At 50.3% G+C, this 17,615-nt stretch carries 16 protein-coding genes; 7 read left to right on the forward strand and 9 right to left on the reverse strand.

Going from position 1 to position 17,615, the window contains the following annotated elements; all coding sequences use genetic code 11:
- Positions 1 to 311: 311 nt before the first annotated feature.
- The 3 genes from RSA72_RS10495 (at position 312) to RSA72_RS10505 (ending at position 3,015) form a co-directional block, all read left to right on the forward strand.
- On the forward strand, positions 312 to 959 hold the full coding sequence (locus tag RSA72_RS10495; protein WP_332622258.1) for a hypothetical protein: 648 nt from the start codon (positions 312 to 314) through the stop codon (positions 957 to 959).
- Positions 960 to 1,072: 113 nt separating this feature from the next.
- Positions 1,073 to 1,333 (forward strand): hypothetical protein, encoded by a 261-nt coding sequence (locus tag RSA72_RS10500; RefSeq protein ID WP_332622259.1) that lies wholly within the window; start codon positions 1,073 to 1,075, stop codon positions 1,331 to 1,333.
- The gene (locus tag RSA72_RS10505; RefSeq protein ID WP_332622260.1) at positions 1,300 to 3,015 is read left to right on the forward strand and encodes a proline--tRNA ligase; all 1,716 of its coding nucleotides are present in this window, start codon (positions 1,300 to 1,302) and stop codon (positions 3,013 to 3,015) included. The genes RSA72_RS10500 and RSA72_RS10505 overlap by 34 nt, the downstream gene beginning before the upstream one ends.
- 58 nt (positions 3,016 to 3,073) lie before the next feature.
- On the opposite strand, the gene RSA72_RS10510 is transcribed toward RSA72_RS10505, so the two are convergent.
- The 6 genes from RSA72_RS10510 to RSA72_RS10535 form a co-directional block, all read right to left on the reverse strand.
- Positions 3,074 to 4,456: a hypothetical protein gene (locus tag RSA72_RS10510; protein WP_332622261.1), complete on the reverse strand. Its 1,383-nt coding sequence runs from the start codon at positions 4,454 to 4,456 to the stop codon at positions 3,074 to 3,076.
- Positions 4,457 to 4,480: 24 nt separating this feature from the next.
- Complete coding sequence (locus RSA72_RS10515) at positions 4,481 to 6,754, reverse strand: DUF6160 family protein (RefSeq protein WP_332633158.1); 2,274 nt, start codon at positions 6,752 to 6,754, stop codon at positions 4,481 to 4,483.
- A gap of 27 nt (positions 6,755 to 6,781) precedes the next feature.
- Positions 6,782 to 7,483 (reverse strand): hypothetical protein, encoded by a 702-nt coding sequence (locus tag RSA72_RS10520; RefSeq protein WP_332622988.1) that lies wholly within the window; start codon positions 7,481 to 7,483, stop codon positions 6,782 to 6,784.
- A 10-nt stretch (positions 7,484 to 7,493) separates the two neighbouring features.
- Complete coding sequence (locus RSA72_RS10525) at positions 7,494 to 9,563, reverse strand: hypothetical protein (RefSeq protein WP_332622989.1); 2,070 nt, start codon at positions 9,561 to 9,563, stop codon at positions 7,494 to 7,496.
- Positions 9,564 to 9,807: 244 nt separating this feature from the next.
- On the reverse strand, positions 9,808 to 10,377 hold the full coding sequence (gene dcd / locus RSA72_RS10530) for a dCTP deaminase (RefSeq protein WP_068910937.1): 570 nt from the start codon (positions 10,375 to 10,377) through the stop codon (positions 9,808 to 9,810).
- 105 nt (positions 10,378 to 10,482) lie between these two features.
- Positions 10,483 to 11,076: a LysE family translocator gene (locus RSA72_RS10535; RefSeq protein ID WP_332622992.1), complete on the reverse strand. Its 594-nt coding sequence runs from the start codon at positions 11,074 to 11,076 to the stop codon at positions 10,483 to 10,485.
- Positions 11,077 to 11,434: 358 nt separating this feature from the next.
- Here RSA72_RS10535 and RSA72_RS10540 point away from each other — a divergent pair, with 358 nt between their 5' ends.
- Both RSA72_RS10540 and RSA72_RS10545 read left to right on the forward strand, forming a co-directional pair.
- Positions 11,435 to 11,989, forward strand: a complete 555-nt coding sequence (locus tag RSA72_RS10540; RefSeq protein ID WP_332622993.1) for a DUF2062 domain-containing protein — start codon at positions 11,435 to 11,437, stop codon at positions 11,987 to 11,989.
- Positions 11,990 to 12,057: 68 nt separating this feature from the next.
- Positions 12,058 to 12,711 carry a flagellar biosynthesis protein gene (locus RSA72_RS10545; RefSeq protein ID WP_332622994.1) on the forward strand — a complete coding sequence of 218 codons (654 nt, stop codon included), beginning with the start codon at positions 12,058 to 12,060 and terminating at the stop codon, positions 12,709 to 12,711.
- Positions 12,712 to 12,799: 88 nt separating this feature from the next.
- Here RSA72_RS10545 and apbC read toward each other — a convergent pair whose 3' ends face one another.
- Together apbC and RSA72_RS10555 are read right to left on the reverse strand one after the other, a co-directional pair.
- The gene (gene apbC, locus RSA72_RS10550) at positions 12,800 to 14,071 is read right to left on the reverse strand and encodes an iron-sulfur cluster carrier protein ApbC (protein WP_332622995.1); all 1,272 of its coding nucleotides are present in this window, start codon (positions 14,069 to 14,071) and stop codon (positions 12,800 to 12,802) included.
- A gap of 715 nt (positions 14,072 to 14,786) precedes the next feature.
- Positions 14,787 to 15,194 (reverse strand): hypothetical protein, encoded by a 408-nt coding sequence (locus RSA72_RS10555; RefSeq protein ID WP_332622997.1) that lies wholly within the window; start codon positions 15,192 to 15,194, stop codon positions 14,787 to 14,789.
- Positions 15,195 to 15,510: 316 nt separating this feature from the next.
- Here RSA72_RS10555 and RSA72_RS10560 point away from each other — a divergent pair, with 316 nt between their 5' ends.
- On the forward strand, positions 15,511 to 15,735 hold the full coding sequence (locus RSA72_RS10560; RefSeq protein WP_332622998.1) for a DUF6500 family protein: 225 nt from the start codon (positions 15,511 to 15,513) through the stop codon (positions 15,733 to 15,735).
- Positions 15,736 to 15,892: 157 nt separating this feature from the next.
- Here the strand turns inward: RSA72_RS10560 and RSA72_RS10565 are convergent, their stop codons facing one another.
- On the reverse strand, positions 15,893 to 16,693 hold the full coding sequence (locus tag RSA72_RS10565; protein WP_332623000.1) for a hypothetical protein: 801 nt from the start codon (positions 16,691 to 16,693) through the stop codon (positions 15,893 to 15,895).
- Positions 16,694 to 16,867: 174 nt separating this feature from the next.
- Here RSA72_RS10565 and RSA72_RS10570 point away from each other — a divergent pair.
- Positions 16,868 to 17,615: class I tRNA ligase family protein (locus RSA72_RS10570; RefSeq protein ID WP_332623001.1), on the forward strand; the 748-nt coding region annotated here is incomplete at its 3' end.

The raw sequence follows: 17,615 nt of genomic DNA on the forward strand, positions 1-17,615 counted from the left end.
TGACTTTTAGATTTTGGAATTTATCGTCCATTTAATGACCCTACCATTTTGGATGTACAAACAAGTTTTTGCCATCAGCTGTATTTTTACAAGTTATTAACATTTTTAACATATATTTACGTGTATTTTCAATGGACAATTTCTGCTCACAAGCACAGTATTCTGCAATTTCAACAACAGCTTCACACTTTCTGATGACCAACGATTTTTTTTTAACTTAGAATAGTTTTTAATTCTCTATTTTAAGACTAATATAACATTTTTATTACTTAAAAATAAGTAATTTAGTCAACTTTCAACTGGGGAGTCCAATGTTGAGTCAGTTTAAGCGCAAACTTGCCTGCATTGATTACAAAAGCATTCCGAGAAAATCCATTTTTCTGGCCTGCCTGCTGTCGCATGCTGCGCTGGCAGCCGCTCCCGCTTCCCAGCAGCCTAAAACCGCATGGTACCGCTATTACGACAGCAAAGGCGTAGCGAACATCAGCACCAGCGTTACGCCGAACCATATCCGCTACGGCTATGAAGCGCTTGATCAGAACATGCAGGTGATTAAGCGCAATAAACCTTATAATGCAGAAGCCGATATTAGGCAAGCGCCAAAACGGGCAGCGCAAGCCAGGCAGATTGAGTCGGATGCCAAGCTGAAGCGCGCCTACAATAACAGCCGCACCGCTGCGCTGAAAAAAAATGACGCTTTAACGCAAATCAATAAGCAGCTGGCCTTTCAGCAGGATCAGCTGAAGCAGCTGCAGAATGACCGCATTCTGTTTGTGCGCCAAGAACGCGAGCATTTCCGCAAGGGTGAGCCGGTGCCGGCGCCGCTAAAGGCTATGCTGGCCAATAACCAGAAAAATATCGTCGCGAAAAAAGACTATATCCAGTCTTTACAAAACAATTACCGCACTACGGCAGCGGAATACAACAGCATTATTTCCCGCTTGAAAGCCATGGAATAATTGCTTTTTATTCAAAAACTTCTGTTGACAGCAGCATAAAACAACGACCCTGCCATCCGCTCATTTCCGCCGGGCCAGCCCTGCACTTTGTTTAAAAAAAACCGGCGCATTCAGTGATTGGCGGGGTGATCACCTTCACCCTGCTGACCTTGGCGGCGGTGCCGGTGATTTTCACTTATCTGGATGACTTGAAGCATTTCCTGATACGCGGCGCGCCGCAAAAATCATGCCGTGATTTTTTAACGCCTTTAAATGCCAATGAGGCGACATTCAGAAATGCTCGCTTCATTTTTTATTGTATAATCCCTGCTTTAACGCTTAATTTTTCAGGACAGTTTCCATGCGCGCGAGCCGCTTTTTATTTGCAACGTTGAGAGAAACCCCGAACGATGCTGAAGTTATTTCACATCAGCTGATGCTGCGTGCCGGGATGATTCGTAAATTGGCATCCGGGCTGTATACTTGGCTGCCGATGGGCGTGCGCGTATTGAATAAAGTTGAAGCGATTGTGCGTGAAGAAATGAACCGCGCCGGCTCGCTGGAAGTGCTGATGCCGGTGACGCAGCCTGCGTCGCTGTGGCAGGAGTCCGGCCGTTTTGTGCAGTACGGTCCTGAATTATTGCGCTTTAAAGACCGCCACAGCAATGACTTTGTGCTTGGGCCAACACACGAAGAAGTGATTACAGATCTTGCGCGCAGCGAACTGAAAAGCTACAAGCAGCTGCCGGCAAACTTCTATCAGGTGCAGACCAAATTCCGCGACGAAATCCGCCCGCGTTTCGGCGTGATGCGTTCACGCGAATTCATCATGAAAGACGCCTATTCCTTCCATGTCGACCAGGCCTCGCTGCAGGAAACCTATGACAATATGTATGATGCATATTGCAAGATTTTCAGCCGCCTGGGCTTGAATTTCCGTCCAGTGCAGGCCGATACCGGTTCCATTGGCGGTTCAGGCTCGCATGAATTCCATGTGCTGGCGTCCAGCGGCGAAGATGATATCGCATTCTCGACCGAGTCGGATTATGCAGCCAACGTTGAAATGGCTGAAGCCGTACTGACCGGTGAGCGCGCTGCGCCAGCTAAAGCATTGCAGATTGTCGATACGCCAAACCAGAAAACCATTGCTGACGTATCCGCATTCTTAGGCACTGACCCGGCCCATTCCGTCAAAGCTCTGCTGGTGCAAGGTGCTGCTGAAGAAGGCAAAACTGCGCCTGTGATTGCGCTGTTCCTACGCGGCGACCATGAACTGAATGAAATTAAAGCTGAAAAGCATCCGCTGATTGCATCGCCTCTGGCATTTGCAAGCGAAGCGCAGCTTGCTGAACTGGGCTTAACTGCCGGCTTCTGCGGCCCACAGGGCCTGGCGGAAAAAGGCATTACCGTAATTGCCGACCGCGCTGCCTCTGTGCTGTCTGACTTTGTCGCCGGCGCAAATGAAGCGGACAAGCATGCAACGGGCGTCAACTGGGAGCGTGACGCACAGCTTACGGAAGTCTATGACCTACGCAATGTCGTGGAAGGCGATCCGTCTCCAGACGGCAAAGGCACGCTGCAAATCAAGCGCGGCATTGAGGTTGGCCATATCTTCCAGCTGGGCCAAAAATATTCAGAAGCGCTTGGCTGCAAAGTGCTGGGCGAAGACGGCAAGCCATTGGTCGTGACCATGGGCTGCTACGGCATTGGCGTAACGCGCGTGGTGGCTTCCGCCATTGAGCAGAATTTCGATGACAAAGGCATTATCTGGCCTGCGGCTATTGCGCCGTTTGAAGTGGCGATTGTGCCGATGAATGCGCATAAATCGCCGCGCACCCTGGAAGCAGCCGAAGCGCTGTATGCGGAACTGGCGGCTGCCGGCTATGATGTGCTGCTGGATGACCGCAATGAGCGTCCGGGCGTGAAATTCTCTGACCTTGAATTGACCGGCATTCCGCACCGCATTGTCATTGGCGAAAAAGGCTTGGATGCCGGCACTTTTGAATACAAAGGCCGCCGCGATGCTGAGTCGGTGAATATTTCCAAAGAAGAATTATTGGCTAAGATTGCAAAATAATTTTTAGCCGATGCATAAAAAATCCCGCTTGATGCGGGATTTTTTTTTGCAAAACGCGTCAGCAGAACTTCAGGCCGCCGAAACAGTTTGACACCACTTGCTGATTTTTGAGGATTTGGCTGTTTAAAGTAATGCTTGCCGGATTCGCCGCTGTGGCTGTCGCCAAATCAACATTCAGCGTTCTGACCACCGGCACATTGAATAGCGTGCCGAGCGCTTCCAATGTGCCGACATTGACTTCCTGCTCCGGCGTCTTCATAAATGCGGTCACTAAATCGGCAACCTGCGGCAGCACCGCTGAGATATCCACCTCTTCCTGCGCCTGCAGATAGCCCAGCTGCACCGGATCCTTCAAAGACATCCACCAGCCGGTTTGGGCGATATCTTCCCGCTCTGTCCCCGCCCATTTGACCGCTTCGCTCTGCAGCGAAAGATAGCCGCCGGTGCCTGTCAAAGGCAAATTGTGAATCATGCTCAAGGCCTGGGTAAAGCTGATGTCCATATTCAGGTCAGAAATTTTCGAGCCGGTGCCCATTTTAAACAGCGAAGATTTCGCGATGCCCAGAATCGGATCAAAGCCAACATACAGCTGATCGTTCTTAAAGCGGTCTATTTCCGCCTGAGATGCATTTTCCCCGGCAGCCAGCGGAATCGCCGGGATATTCGCGGAAATGCCCGCAACCTTCGCTTGAGTCATGCGCGTTCCAGTCACCACAGTTTCCGGCATGTTGAATTTGACATTGATGCTCGGCACGGTAATTCCGGTATTTTTCGCATTGGTATGGTCACTTCTGAACACCCGGTCTTCCCCCAAAGCATGCAGGTTGCCCTCAATTTCCTGCGACTCCGTTACGCCGAATTTTGACGCCTTGGTATTCACATCGCCCTGCGTCGCCGCCATTTTCATGTAGCCGCTGAAAGACTGGATGCCGTCTGAGGGATTGCGTGAATTTTCTGTGCCGGCCGTCAGCATGCCGAGTATTTCCGCAGCGCCCAGCCTGAAGCCTACTATTTCCCGCGTTGAGGCCTGGCCGCCATTTTTTACCGCAAATTCAATAAAAGGGTTGGTGATTTTTGCGCTGGTGCTGGCGCGGCCATTGTCATATACAGGCACGCCGTTGCTGTCATAGCTGCTGGGCAGGCCGCTCAGCGCTAAATTTGTGATGTCAATATCGCATTTCCCTGCTCCGTTCACCCCGCCGCAGCCCAGCTGCAGCGACTTGATATTGGTGTTCAGCTCCATTTCAGCATCCAGGCTTAATTTGAAAAAACTGACGGATTCACTGTTGGATGTGGTGTAGCTGTAAGCATCCCTGGAAAAATTCAGCAGCGCCTGCCCATCCACTTTCGCCAGTTCGGCATCGGACAGGCTGCGGAACGCTGCGGCGTTCCCGCTCACCCACATGCTGCCAATGACAGCGGCAACCAGTATTCTTTTCATTGCAATTCCCTTTAAATTCTTCTTTTATCGTGGTGTTATGCCTAAGCTGCTGCGCATGGCGCCGCCGCTGATTGCGATATCCGCAATTTTCTGCATATTCCCTGCAGGCGCAATCGCCAATTCCGCCGTGAAGGCCTTGCCTGAAGCGGCTGCTGTTCCCAGGCGGTTAAACTTCACCTGACTGTCCATCACCACAGCATCTTTCTGCACATGCAGCCGGGTTTCCAGCCCGATATTGCCCTGCAGCTGATTCAGGTTAACGCTGGATTCCGCCGTTCCCGCAGCTTTGACATCCTCATTGATGATGCTGATAAAGCTGCCCCGGTCGGCAGCGCCGCTGAGCGGATTGAATTCAAAGTTGGCTTTGAGCGATAAATAGTTAGTGTCCGGCGTGCCATTGGCGCTTTCCAGACCTGGAATGATAAACAGCTCGCCTTTGCCGTCCAGCTTGAAGGCGATGCTGGCCAGCACATCATCCTTGCGTGCAAAGCTGTCAATCGGCACAACTTTCTTCTCGCATGAGGCCTGCCCGGCTGCGCAGTTATACAGCGAGCCGGGCAATTGGCCAATGGCCATTTCAGCCCGCGCAGCCAGCAGCAGGCTGTCAGCGCGGATATAAATTTCCTGATCTTCAAAGCCAATCACGCCATTGGCCTTGATATAAGAATCAATATTCCTTAGGCCGGCATAGTAATTCACTTCCTCGCCGTGGCTGCCGGCCGCGCCGTCAATCACGATAATTGACGTGGTATTCGGCGTGCCGGTTTTAGCATCTATGCCGTAGCCGTCTGTAGACATGGCAAAGTCATAGCCTAACCCGGATTTCAGCACGCCTTTGGCATTGGCATAGTCTTTCGCAAAAAGGGCGGCATTGGCGTTCAGATTATAGACCGGGATGCCCAAGCCCCAGGCGGCAGCCTGTTTAGGCTCAGCATTGATGTCCGCAATAGAATTGTCCGAAATGAAGCGCGCTTTGCGGGAAATCGCCTGAAAGTCCATGCCGCGGACAGCCACCAGCACCATATTCTGCGCATTGGCGGACGGCGCAGGGTTATAGACCAATTCATAAGCCGGCGCACCGAGGACATTCTTAATCTGTTCATTAATTACAAAGCCTAAAGCATTGCTCCGGATGCTGTTGATATAAATATCGCCGAAATCGATATAGGCATTTTGCTGATTGCGCGCTGCATTCGGGTCATTTGAGTTTCGCACATTCAGGCGGGTTAAATTTGAAAACTCAATGGCATAGCTGCCTGTGCCGGTATGGCCCAGTTCAAATACGGTCGGATTGGCCCCATCATGCAGAAAATCAGCGGAAACGCCGAAATGCAGGCCGCCGCTGTCCTTAAAGCCATAGCCCGCCGCGGCTGCCGTCAGCGTTTCGGCGGCATTGCCGCCGCCGCGGTTGACATGGGTAAATGAAGCAATGCCCGCCTGATTGGCATTGAACAGTATTTTGGCATTGCTCAGGCCGCCTGAGGCGCCCAAACGGATCAGATTGCCTTGGCTGGATGCATCCGCCCCATAGCGCAAATCCAGGCTGACGCCGGGATTGCTGGCTGTGCCTGCGCGGCTGGCATGCACATCGGTTCTGTCTTCAACCCGGCCGAGATTGACAATATGGCCGGTATTGCCGTCCTGCGATTTAGTCGCCAGCACAATGCCTTCATCGCGGTCAATATACAGATAGCCGTCGGCAGAAAAATTAAAGTTGAAATCCTTCAGCGTCAGATTCTGGCCGTTCTGGCCATAGCTGATGCTGGCGTTCTGCAGCTGAAATTCCAAATGCGCCTTGTCATTGCGGTTAAACAGGCCATTGCTTGTGGCCAGATAAATCTGCAGAGGCGAAATCGTCGAAAAGCTCAGGCTGCCGAGGTTCTGATTGTTTTCTCCGGCTGCGCAATCCGGCTCGCACAGCAGCATGATTTTAGCCGCCGCCGCGGAAAACGGCGAAACGCTGGCCCGCAGCGCAATGCCTGCGCCTTTCCTTGCCGTATTGTCCGGATTCGTCACCCCGACATCGAAGTCCAGTTTTGTCTGTATATTTTGATGATTCTGCGCGGCCTGAATTTTCACATCATGCAGGCCCAGCTTGATTGGCGGGGCATTGGCGCCGGAATAGTCGGCCCAGTTGACCTGCGCGATGTCCACGCGCGAAACTTCATGGCTAATGGAAATGCCGTCCTGCCCTGTGACATTTCCCAGGCTGCGGTCATTCAGGGCTTCCAGCGCATAGGCATGATTTGCCAAGCATATGCCTGCCGCCAGCAAATTCAGTTTTATTATTTTGTGCATTTCAACATCCTTTTGAAACCTTTAAGATCAGCAGCGGCTGGTTCCTGTGCCGGCGCAGTTGTAGCTGAAGATTTTCAAGTCTCCCGATATGTGCATATTTCCATGCATGTTCAGCCCCATGAAGCCTTTTTCGGCCCCCTGATCAAAGGCGGGAACATCCGCCCTGCTGTATACCTTGTCGCCGTTCGCATTGAGCGTATAGGCGTCATACTGGCTGTATTTTTCGTCTTTTAAATAGCCTTTCACGCTGGCGTCATCGGTTTCAACCGACAGATTTGCAAACCCCAGATTCCTGACCTTCAGCGGCTTGTCATCTAAAAATGAAAGCTTCATGGCGGTTTGCGGATTGCCGTCCTTGTTTAAGATGGTGGTTCCCGCCAATGAAAACCGCTCAATCTGGATCGTGCCTTGAATCTGCTTAAACACCAGCCATTTCTGATTATCGCCGTCTTTATGATTATTCGGGGAAAATGCAAAGCGGCACTGCACATCCTGCACGCAGTCATAGCTGTAAAACGCCTGGCTGACTTTGCCCTGCGCATCGCGCGCTGAGATATCCTTCAGGCTCATGTCATTGGCATAGCGGTGATTCAAAGACAGCGTCCAGTTTAAATCCGCGCCGCCCTGGCCCCGCGCATCCTGCATTTCCTGCGCATTCAGGCCGGACAGCTCTGCATGGCACACGCCGGCTGCCAGCAGCAGCGCGGCGCTCAGTGATTTATTCAGCATGCTCTGCTCCTTACAGGCCGGTGGTTTTAAGTTTGAAATGCTGGATCAGGACGCCGTCAATCGCCGCCGAACCCAGATTGACCGGCGCGCTGCCGGATGCAGGCCCTCTGAACACCACGCCTGTAGAATCCGCGGCTCTATTCGCCCTCAGCGTATTGCTCAGCGGATCACGGCTGACGCTGCCAATTGCAATGCTGCTGTGCGTGGCATTGCTTCCCTGATATTTAACCGCAGCGCTTCCCGCTGCAATTTCTGAAGTGTTCGAGCCGCAATAGCTGACATTGCAGGTTGAGCCTGCAAGCGCCCGGTAAATTCCGTCGGCATCCTTCAGCTGGGGCTGAACAGCCGCTGCGCCTTCCTGCGTTTTTACCAGCGGATTGGCGCCATCGGTATCTGCGTAATAGCTGTAAATTTTAGTATAGATTTCAGGAACATTCGGAATGTGGGTCAGCTCCAGGATAATATTGCCGCCCTCAGAACCCAGCACGAAGGGCTGATACATATTGCCCAGCACCAGGTTGATATTGGCGCTGTATAAATACAGGCCATCAGATTCATTGAAGATCGGCGCAAAACTGCCGTCCATGGCCGGGGTAGGCGCAGCGCCGTCATCATTATCCGTTCTGGCCGCGGTGCTGAGGCGAATCCCTCTGGCGTTTAAGTCCGCATCATTCATGCTTAATCTTGAAGGGTCGTCATTGGTGTTCAGGCGCAGAATGCTGGCCATGCCCAGTGTCTGGCTGTGCTGCGCCGCGCTGGACGGCTGAGTCTGGAATAAGCGCAGCTGCGAGCCGTCAATGCTCAGGCCATTGGCAATGAACTGCGCCCTGAGCCGGTAGTCCTTGTCCAGGCCGCTGACTGGCGCGCCGGTAACCGGGTCAACCAGGCTGCTGGAGTCCAGCGCCCTGGAAAAAATATCCGTCCAGAAGCCCAGCTTAATGCGGTCCGATGCGCTGTTTACGCCTTCTCTGGCTAAAGGGGCTTCCAGGGCAAGATAGGCCATATCGGCCTTATTGTCTTTTTTAAACTGCTGAATGTCTTTGGCCGTGCCTGACCTGAACAGCCAGGGATTTTCCGCGCTGCCCCAGTTTAAGCCCTGGTTGCTGTAACGCTGACTCATGTCGCCGTTGCTTTTAGACAGCGCCAGTCCGTAAATAAACACGTCTGCTTTCGTTCTGGAGGCTTTTAAGGATTCTGCAAGATTGGTTGAATTGACCAAGGATTGAGCCGAATTGCGCGCACCGTTATACAGCTGCTGCCGGTATGTTTCATAATAGGCATCCGCTTCATTTTTAGCTTTTAAGGCCGCGCTTTCTTCCAGCCGGGTATTGGTGCGCTGATCTATATTGGCATTGACGGCTGTGCTGATGATGTAATGCTTAATTTCCCCTGCAACCGCATTTTCAGCCCATGCTTTAGATGCGCTGTCACTTTCAGTATGCGCGCACCAAGTACAGCCAGCAGCGCCTATTACCGTATCTTCCCTGCGCTGATTGTACAGCTCAGTATAGCGGCTTGACCAGGAAGCTGTAGGCCTCAGCTGCGTGGTTTGGGTGCTGATTTGCGCAGCGTTGTCTGTTGAATATTTGGCATAGTCCGCATCAAAATCCTTTGCGTACAGCGCCCGGATTTGCGCCCGGTAATCCGCATTGTTTTTTACCGCTGTATAGACTTGATTGTATTTCGGCAGGTAATGCTGATTGTAATTGTCCTGCAGCTTATAGGTATAATCCGCGTTGAATTTGTCATTGTAAATTTTCTGCCTGTTCTGCTCATACAGCTTTTCATAATTGCCGCCGGCAGGGATAATCCGGATAAATCCTGTATCTTTTTTAGACGCCTCCAGCAGGCTGGCTTTGTCAGTCAGCGTCCCGTAGCTGGAGGCTGCGGAAATGTCATTCGGCCCCTGAAAAACCATCTTGAAATTTTCCGGCAGCAGGGCAACGCCTTCCCCGGTTGTTTCAGCAAGGCGTTCATCCGATAAATTCTGAAGCGCAAAAGCTGAAGGCGCCAGCAGCAGGCTGACCGCAGCCGCCACACAGTTCTGGCGGAATCTGTAAGCCTTTTTTGAATGAGTCATCTCGACCGTCCTGTTATCAGATGCGCTGCATCTTTTTTATATTTATTGCTTTTCCCGGCACTGTAATTTGTTTTTGTCCCATCTATTCCATGATGGAGTTATGCCAAGCTGCTTGTAACTTTTTATTATGCTGAATCGCAACGCAATTGCAAAATAATCCGGCTGAAATGCCGCGCTTTCCGATGAATGAAGCAGGTAAAAAATAAGCAGGCTAAAAAGCCTGCTTATTCAAAATTTTACAGCTTTAGGCTTTAGGCAGCGTTACGCCGGTTTGACCCTGATACTTGCCGCCGCGGTCTTTGTAGGAAGTTTCGCAGACTTCATCTGATTCAAAGAACAGCATTTGCGCCACGCCTTCGCCCGCGTAAATGCGCGCCGGCAAATTGGTGGTATTGGAAAATTCCAGGGTTACATGGCCTTCCCATTCCGGTTCCAGCGGCGTGACATTGACAATAATGCCGCAGCGCGCATAAGTCGATTTGCCCAGGCAAACCGTCAGGACATTGCGCGGAATGCGGAAATATTCCACGGTGCGCGCCAAGGCGAAGGAGTTGGGCGGAATAATGCAGACATCCGACTCAATATCGATAAAGCTTTTATCATCAAAGTTTTTTGGGTCTACAATGGCGGAATGCACATTGGTGAAAACTTTAAATTCACGCGCACAGCGCACATCATAACCGTAACTGGACACGCCATAGGAAATCAGCTTGTCGCCATTCTCGTCATAACGGACCTGGTTCTCTGCATACGGTTCAATCATGCCGTGTTTTTCGCTCATTTCGCGAATCCAGCGATCAGACTTAATGGCCATGTTTCTATCCAAAATGCTTTTATTCAAATATAGCGTGGTACTTTAACTGAAATCGGGCGCAATGAAAATAAGCCGGCCTTGGCCGGCGCATAATTGCGCTATGCGCTAAAGCTTCAGCAGCGCGGAATAGCTCAGCGGAATGGAAAAGCTCATCAGCACCAGTGAAGCCATTTTCTGCAGATTGCACTGATTCAGCCAGCTGATTTTATTGGAAGTCAAAATTGAGCCGATAAAAGTCCATAAAAATGCAATTGGAATGATCAGCAGCAGGAAAATCGCCATATGTGCTGCATAGTAGCGCGGATCTGCCCATGCAATGGCTGGAAAAATAGCCGAAGCGAACAGCAAGGCTTTAGGATTCAGCAGCGTGGCAGCAAAAAGCTGCGCCGGGCCAATGGTCACCTGATTGTAATCTTGCGAAACATTTGCGGTTTTCCACAGGCGGATAGCTAAAAAGAGGATATAAGCTGCGCTGAATAATTTCAGAATAGTCGGCAGCAAAGGAAAATGCACAGCGACTTTTCCAATCAGCACGCCCCACAGGGTAATTGAAATTAAGTAGCCGAATGCCTCTGCAGGAATTAAACGGAAAGATTTCCGCACGCCCACCTGTATGCCCGATGACGCCAGCAAGGTATTGGTAGGCCCCGGTGTCAGCAAAATAGTGACAACTAAGCCAATGAAAAACCATGAAATCATACGCAAAACTCACTTTTGAGTGAACGCAGATTAAATCAGTTCAAATCAGGACGCAAAAAAATATTTGTAAGCCGATATATAAAAACCGGAGTTTTTTTATTTATTTAATGTTTTTCATGTACTTAACATTTAAAAATCAAAATTACCATTTGGTCACAATTGATTACTTTTCAAGCACTTCGCCTAATTTAAAGGCAGATACAGTATAAAATCTCCGCAAAAATGCATTGGTTTTTCCCTGTTATTTAAGCTGAATTTCAGGTTGAGCGGTTTTAATCGGCGCATATTTTTCCTGCAGCTTCAGGTATGCCGCCGCGCCCAACTACACTATACCTATTCCTTTAAAGCGCCCTTCCATATGGCAAAACATTTTTTTCAATCTTGGCTTCCCTCGCCGGAAAAAGTCAGTCAGCTGAAATTTATGAAGTTTTTTGGCCAGCGCGCTTTCAACCCTGTGCTTTGGTATGTGAACCGCAAGTCCATTTCCCTAGCCGTTTTTATCGGCACTTTCTGGGGAATTCTCCCCATACCTTTTCACAGTGTTTTTATTGTGCTGACCGTGCTGCTGATAGAGGCCAATCTGCCTCTGAGCCTGACGCTGGCCTGGCTGTCCAATCCGCTGACTGTCGTGCCCATTTTATATCTTGGCTTTTGGCTCGGCAGCAGAGTTTTTCAGGTCAATATGATTGATCAGGACATGATGCTGGGCGTTTTGCACCAGATTTTGCACTGGGCTGAACATTTCGGACATGGCCGTATTGATTTTCATCTGGCTAAAATCCTGCTGGCCGGCCTGATGCTTGAAGCGCTGCTCGGCGCAGCGCTGCTTTGCCTGCTGACCCGGCTCCTGTGGCGCTGGAGCACAGTGAGAAAATGGAAGAAAAGAGCGCAGCTCAGAAAAAAGTGGCTTTAATGCCGCAATAGAACCGGCTATGCTAAGCCGGCTATAAATTACATTTACAATTCATAGGCTTAAAAATAATGAATAAATTATTCGGTCTCATCATGCTGTCTTCCAGCGTGGCGTTCTTCAGCGGCTGCGCAACCAGCCGCAGTGTAATTTCTGTTCCGGCAGCGTCCGCGCAGTACGATCAGGCAGCCTTGCAGAAAGTGGCGGTCATCCAGTCCATTCAAGACCGCCGCGTTTTTGAAGACGCGCCGCGGCAGGCCAATATTCCTTCATTAAAAGGCGGAAAAGCCTCTGCTGCCGATGCCGAATTGAAAGCCCAGGCATTTGCGCGCAAGCGCAATGGTTTTGGCAAGGCACTGGGCGATGTAGTCTTAGGCAATGGGCAGACGGTCAATGCCTTAGTGGAGCAGAGAATTCAGTCCGCATTAAATAAAGCCGGCTATAAAGTTGTGCCGGCGCACAGCAATATCGCTTCCGACCTGAGGCTGAATGTTGAAATTGATAAATTTTGGCTTTGGCTGCAGCCGGGGGCATGGAATATCGGACTTTATTCCGAAATAGAAACCTCGATTCAGTCCAATTTGCGCACGGCGCCCGTTATTGTGCACAGCAAATCGGAAACGCGCCATGCCGCTGTTACCGACGGCGCCTGGCTTGCCGCTTTGAATAAAGCCCTGGATGACTATGAAGCGCAGCTCTTGGCAGAGTTAAAGAAAGCGCAGTAACTGCTTGTGCATGGCGCTCACGGCTTCTGATTGACCTTCAGAAGCCGCGGGCGGAACATCCGAAGATGTCCTGCGGATAGGCTTCAGTTTAAAAAATGCGCTTACCGTCTTTAGCTGCTTTAGATAATTTGTCGGCAATTTTCTGCGCAATCTGCAGATAGCTGTCGGCAGCATCATCGCCGGCAATCACCGAAGGCTTGCCGGCATCGGCATTTTCGCGGATCTGCACATTCAAAGGCAGGCGCCCCAGCAAAGGAATGTGATACTGCTCCGCCAGCTGATCGCCGCCGCCCGCGCCGAAAATCTGCTCTTCATGGCCGCAGTTCGAGCAGATATGCGTCGACATATTTTCAATCACGCCCATCACCGGAATATTCACGCGGTTAAACAGCTCAATGCCTTTGGTCGCATCCATCAGCGCGACATTTTGCGGCGTGGTCACAATCACGGCGCCGGTGACTGGAATGCGCTGCGCCAAAGTCAGCTGAATATCGCCGGTGCCCGGCGGCATGTCAATCACCAGCACATCCAAGTCTGGCCATAAAGTCTGATTAAACAGCTGCATCAGCGCGCCGGTGGCTTTCGGCCCGCGCCATGCCACAGGCGTGTTGTTATCGCCGGTTAAATGGCCAATCGACAGCACGGCAAGGCCATAGGCATCCAGCGGCACAAAGTTTTCAGCTTCAATCATCGGCGTTCTGCCGGCATTGCCGAGCATGGTTGGAATGCTTGGCCCATAAATATCGGCATCTAAAACGCCGACTTTCAGCCCCAGCTGCTGCAGCGCCAAGGCCAGGTTTACTGTGGTGGTGGATTTGCCTACCCCGCCCTTGCCGGACGAAACTAAAATCACATTCTGAATGCGCGGATGCTTCGGCACATCGCGCTGCTGCGGCGCGGCTTTCTGAATCGGCGGATTATTCGGATCGGCTGCTTCAGCTTGAGGTTCCGGCGCGGAAGCGGCTGCATCCATCACCGGAGGCAAATGGCTTTTCGGCGCTGCATTTTCCGCTTTCGGCTGGCTTGAACAGCTTTCGCCTTCGGCATGCTGATGGCCGCAGCCGCCGGCGCCATGCCCGGTTTTCTGCTGAATCACATGCATATTGAGTTCCGCAATGCCGCATTTTTCCAGCGCATCCGCCAGCTCATCATGCATCCGCTGCAGGTCATCCGCTTCTGCAGGATAAGTATTTATGCTGATCTGCAGCACCCGGCCCTGCACATTCACCTGGGTAATCCGGTCTTTCAGCGCATTGTCCGAATTCGGCAGGATATAGCTTTGAAGCACTTGCTGGATTTCTTCTTCCTTTACCTCCTGAGCCGGCGAAAAAACAGATTTGAGCGAAGAAAGCCACGACATAGAGTTACTCCAGAAAAGCAGAAATACAGCAGATTAACGCTAGTTTAACGGCAAATACCGCCAAGGTTAAGCGCCGTTCCGCATAAGCTTGCAGATAAAGCCAAAATACCCAGCGAAACGCTCGGCTTTAAGCGCCACTTGGATACATTCCATCACGGTCAACATGCTGATTTTTTGCTATAAATTTCCATGAATTTGAATTTAAGCGCCATCATCAGATCAGCATCAAGTCTTACAGACTGCAGCAGCAGGATCAAAAATAGGCTTTTGTGATAGACTATAGCCAAATTCTAAAGTTTGTATTACATATAATTTCTTATAAAATATGATTTCATTAGGTTTTTAGCGTGTTAACCATTTAGGCAATTAACTGATGGCGCTTGCACTGCCTCATTTTTCCTTTAGAAATTTAAAAACCTTTGCGCAGGCAAGCCCCTCCTTTGGAAAGACCCAAAGGAGCAAAAGTCTTTTGTTGCCCATACACAGCGTCCTTGCCGTGATGGGCAACGTGCAGCATCCATGCTGCACTTCGCGTATCCGAAGTTGATTTTACTCAAGAGCTTAGGACGTAAAAAAGATTTTCACGGGGCCGTTTAAGCAAACTCAGCTATAAATGATCGTGCCGATGTTTAAATTAATACTCGGTTTCTTGAATATATACAGCTAAACTCTGAAGTCCATATTACACATATGATAAAGCTGATGAAAAGGCAGTTTAAGCCTGATCATCCTTTTTCAGCCTGTTCAGCGTTTCTGAGGCTTTCTGCTTCAGCTCATCCAGCTTCTCTGCGGCCTGCGCTTTCAGCCCGTCAAGTTTTTCCGCGGCGTCCTGCTTTAATTCAGCGGCTTTCAGCTTGGCCTCGTCCAGCTTTTGGCTGGCTTCCGCCTTTAAATGCTCAAGCTTCTCATGGGCTACGGCCTTGGCGCTTTCCGCTTTGGCTTTAAGATCATCCGCTTTTTCAGCCGCCGCGGCTTTATCTTCCGCATGCCGCGTTTCCGCAGCGCGCTTCAGCTCATGCAGTTTCTTTTCGCCTTCAAGCTTGGCTTCTGCAGCTTGATGCTTCAGCTCGTTATCCAGTTCGGCCGCCTTATTCTTCAACTCAGCGAATTCAGTATCTGTCATTTTATTTACCCTTATGATTCATTTAGAAATTATTTTAAAACCAAGGTGCAAGCCGCGCATTTGCAGTCAAATTGATCATCCAGTTATATACAGATCCGCCGCGCATGGATGCGGAAACTGCAATTTGCAATAAATACCCTGCTTGATGCTGCAAATGATCGTTCAGCTCATCCTGCATCATTTATAATCTGTTTCCAGCGCTGAAGCGAATCATAAGAACTGCATAGCATTTTATCATTGCGCATATCAGCAGCCTGCTGCAGCATACTGTTTTTGAATATAACTTCCCGAAAAACCGAACACGGATGCAAATTGAATGAACCCCGAACTGCAATCAAGAATCATGCAAATCTGCGACGATAAAATCGCCAAGAAAGGTGAAAATGTCGGGCTTTCTTTTTACGCTTTTTTTGCCAATAAAAATGATGACCCGGAAATGCTGATGCAGGCTGCGGAATGGTGGATTAAAACCCATCAGCTGGATCATTTTGAGAAAGCGCTGAAAATTAAAAGGCTGGTCAGCGCAGAGCTTCAGCCCTGAAGCCAGCCGGGCATTTCAGCCATTTTAAAGCTGAGGCCGGAAACGCAATGCGCGAATAATTTTTATTAGACTTAAACAAGGCGAGACCGCATAGGCAAAGCTGCTGCCGGCTGTTTCAATTGCATCTCAAACAGCCTGCAACTCCCCGCCTGACAATTTAATGCTTTACTGTGCTGATAAAGCTGACAGCAGCAAACAGCCAGATAAACAGCACAAAACTGCGTTCCTGCGTGAAATGCGCGACATCTGCGCCATGCACAATATTATGGCGTGTCGCTGTCACATTCGAGCTGCTGTCCATTTTAAAGGCTTCCAGCTCCATAAAATACGGATTCAGGTCGCAGGCGATTTTCACCTTGTGCCACAGGCTTTTCACTTCATGGCCTTTTAAGCCCGGCACGATTTTATACACATCGACAAACTTGGTCTGGTTCTGCGCAAGGTAGCCGCGCTGCAGCAAAGCTGCGGTCAAAATGCCTTCAATCTGCCCGTACAGCACGGTAATGCTGCCGGCATAGCACTGCAGCTGATGCATCTTCAAAGCTTCCTGAATGACTTGGCGGTGCTGGCCTTGATTTGGCCCGATGTCCAAGGCGTCAAACGCCGCCAGCAGTTCATTCTGAAAATAGTCTTTTTCAATCAAATCCAGCAGGGAGAACGGGACGATATCGGGCTCTTTTTCATTGGCCATTTTCCAGAAATACAGCAGATTTAATGCATCATTGGCTGCGGGCGCATCGCTTTCAAATTCAATTTGATCGGCAAGCACCGTAAAATACGGTTCCTGCTGTGCGCACTGCCTTAATGCGCTCACCAGGCTGCCGTGGGCTGCCGAACCCATTGCCGCCAGATACTGTTCGGCCTGTTTTAAAATTTGATTACCCAGCTGCTTTTTGCCCTGCGCATTCTGCGGAATGCGGGTCACTGGCTGGTCGAAATCAAAATCGTCATCGGTCATGGGCTTATCGCTCTAAATGCTGTTTTCTATCTTTTTTCATTATCGCCGTTATTGCCTGGCGAATATAGAAAAATCTGCTTTTGAAAACATTTCACCTATTCCCTTGTGCATCTCTCAGCTATCTAAGGTAAAATCGTTGACCTTATATAAAATACGAATGAGAGAGTTATATCCGTGCGTAATATTTTAGTCACTAATGCCCTTCCATACGCCAATGGCCCGATCCATATGGGTCACTTACTCGGTTATATCCAAGCAGATATTTGGGTTCGCGCCATGCGTGCAATGGGCCATAACGTGACTTATGTATGCGCGGACGACGCTCACGGCACAGCGATTATGCTGCGCGCCGAAGCCAACGGCATTACGCCGGAACAGCAGATTGCCAACGTGCAGAAAGAGCATGTGCGCGATTTTGACGGCTTCAGCGTGCATTTCGATCATTATGATTCGACCAACAGCGCCGAAAACAAAGCGCGCTCGGAAGAAATCTACATTAAAAACCGCGAGGCCGGCAATATTGCGGTGCGCCCTGTAACCCAGCTGTTTGACCCGGAAAAAGGCATGTTCCTGTCTGACCGCTTCATTAAAGGCGCCTGCCCGAAATGCAAGGCGGAAGACCAGTACGGCGATTCATGCGAAGTCTGCGGCACCACCTACAATGCCACCGAGCTGCTCAGCCCGCGTTCAACGCTAAGCGGCGCAACGCCGGTCGAGAAATCTTCAGACCACTACTTCTTCAAGCTGCCGAACTTTGGCGAATACCTGCAGAAATGGACCCGCGATGAAGGCCGCCTGCCGGTTTCAATTGCCAACAAGCTCGATGAATGGTTTGAAAATGGCCTGAACGACTGGGATATCTCACGCGATGCACCGTATTTCGGTTTTGAAATTCCAGATGCGCCAAACAAGTATTTCTATG

Source organism: Acinetobacter sp. (assembly GCF_036659555.1).
Taxonomy (GTDB): Bacteria; Pseudomonadota; Gammaproteobacteria; order Pseudomonadales; family Moraxellaceae; genus Acinetobacter.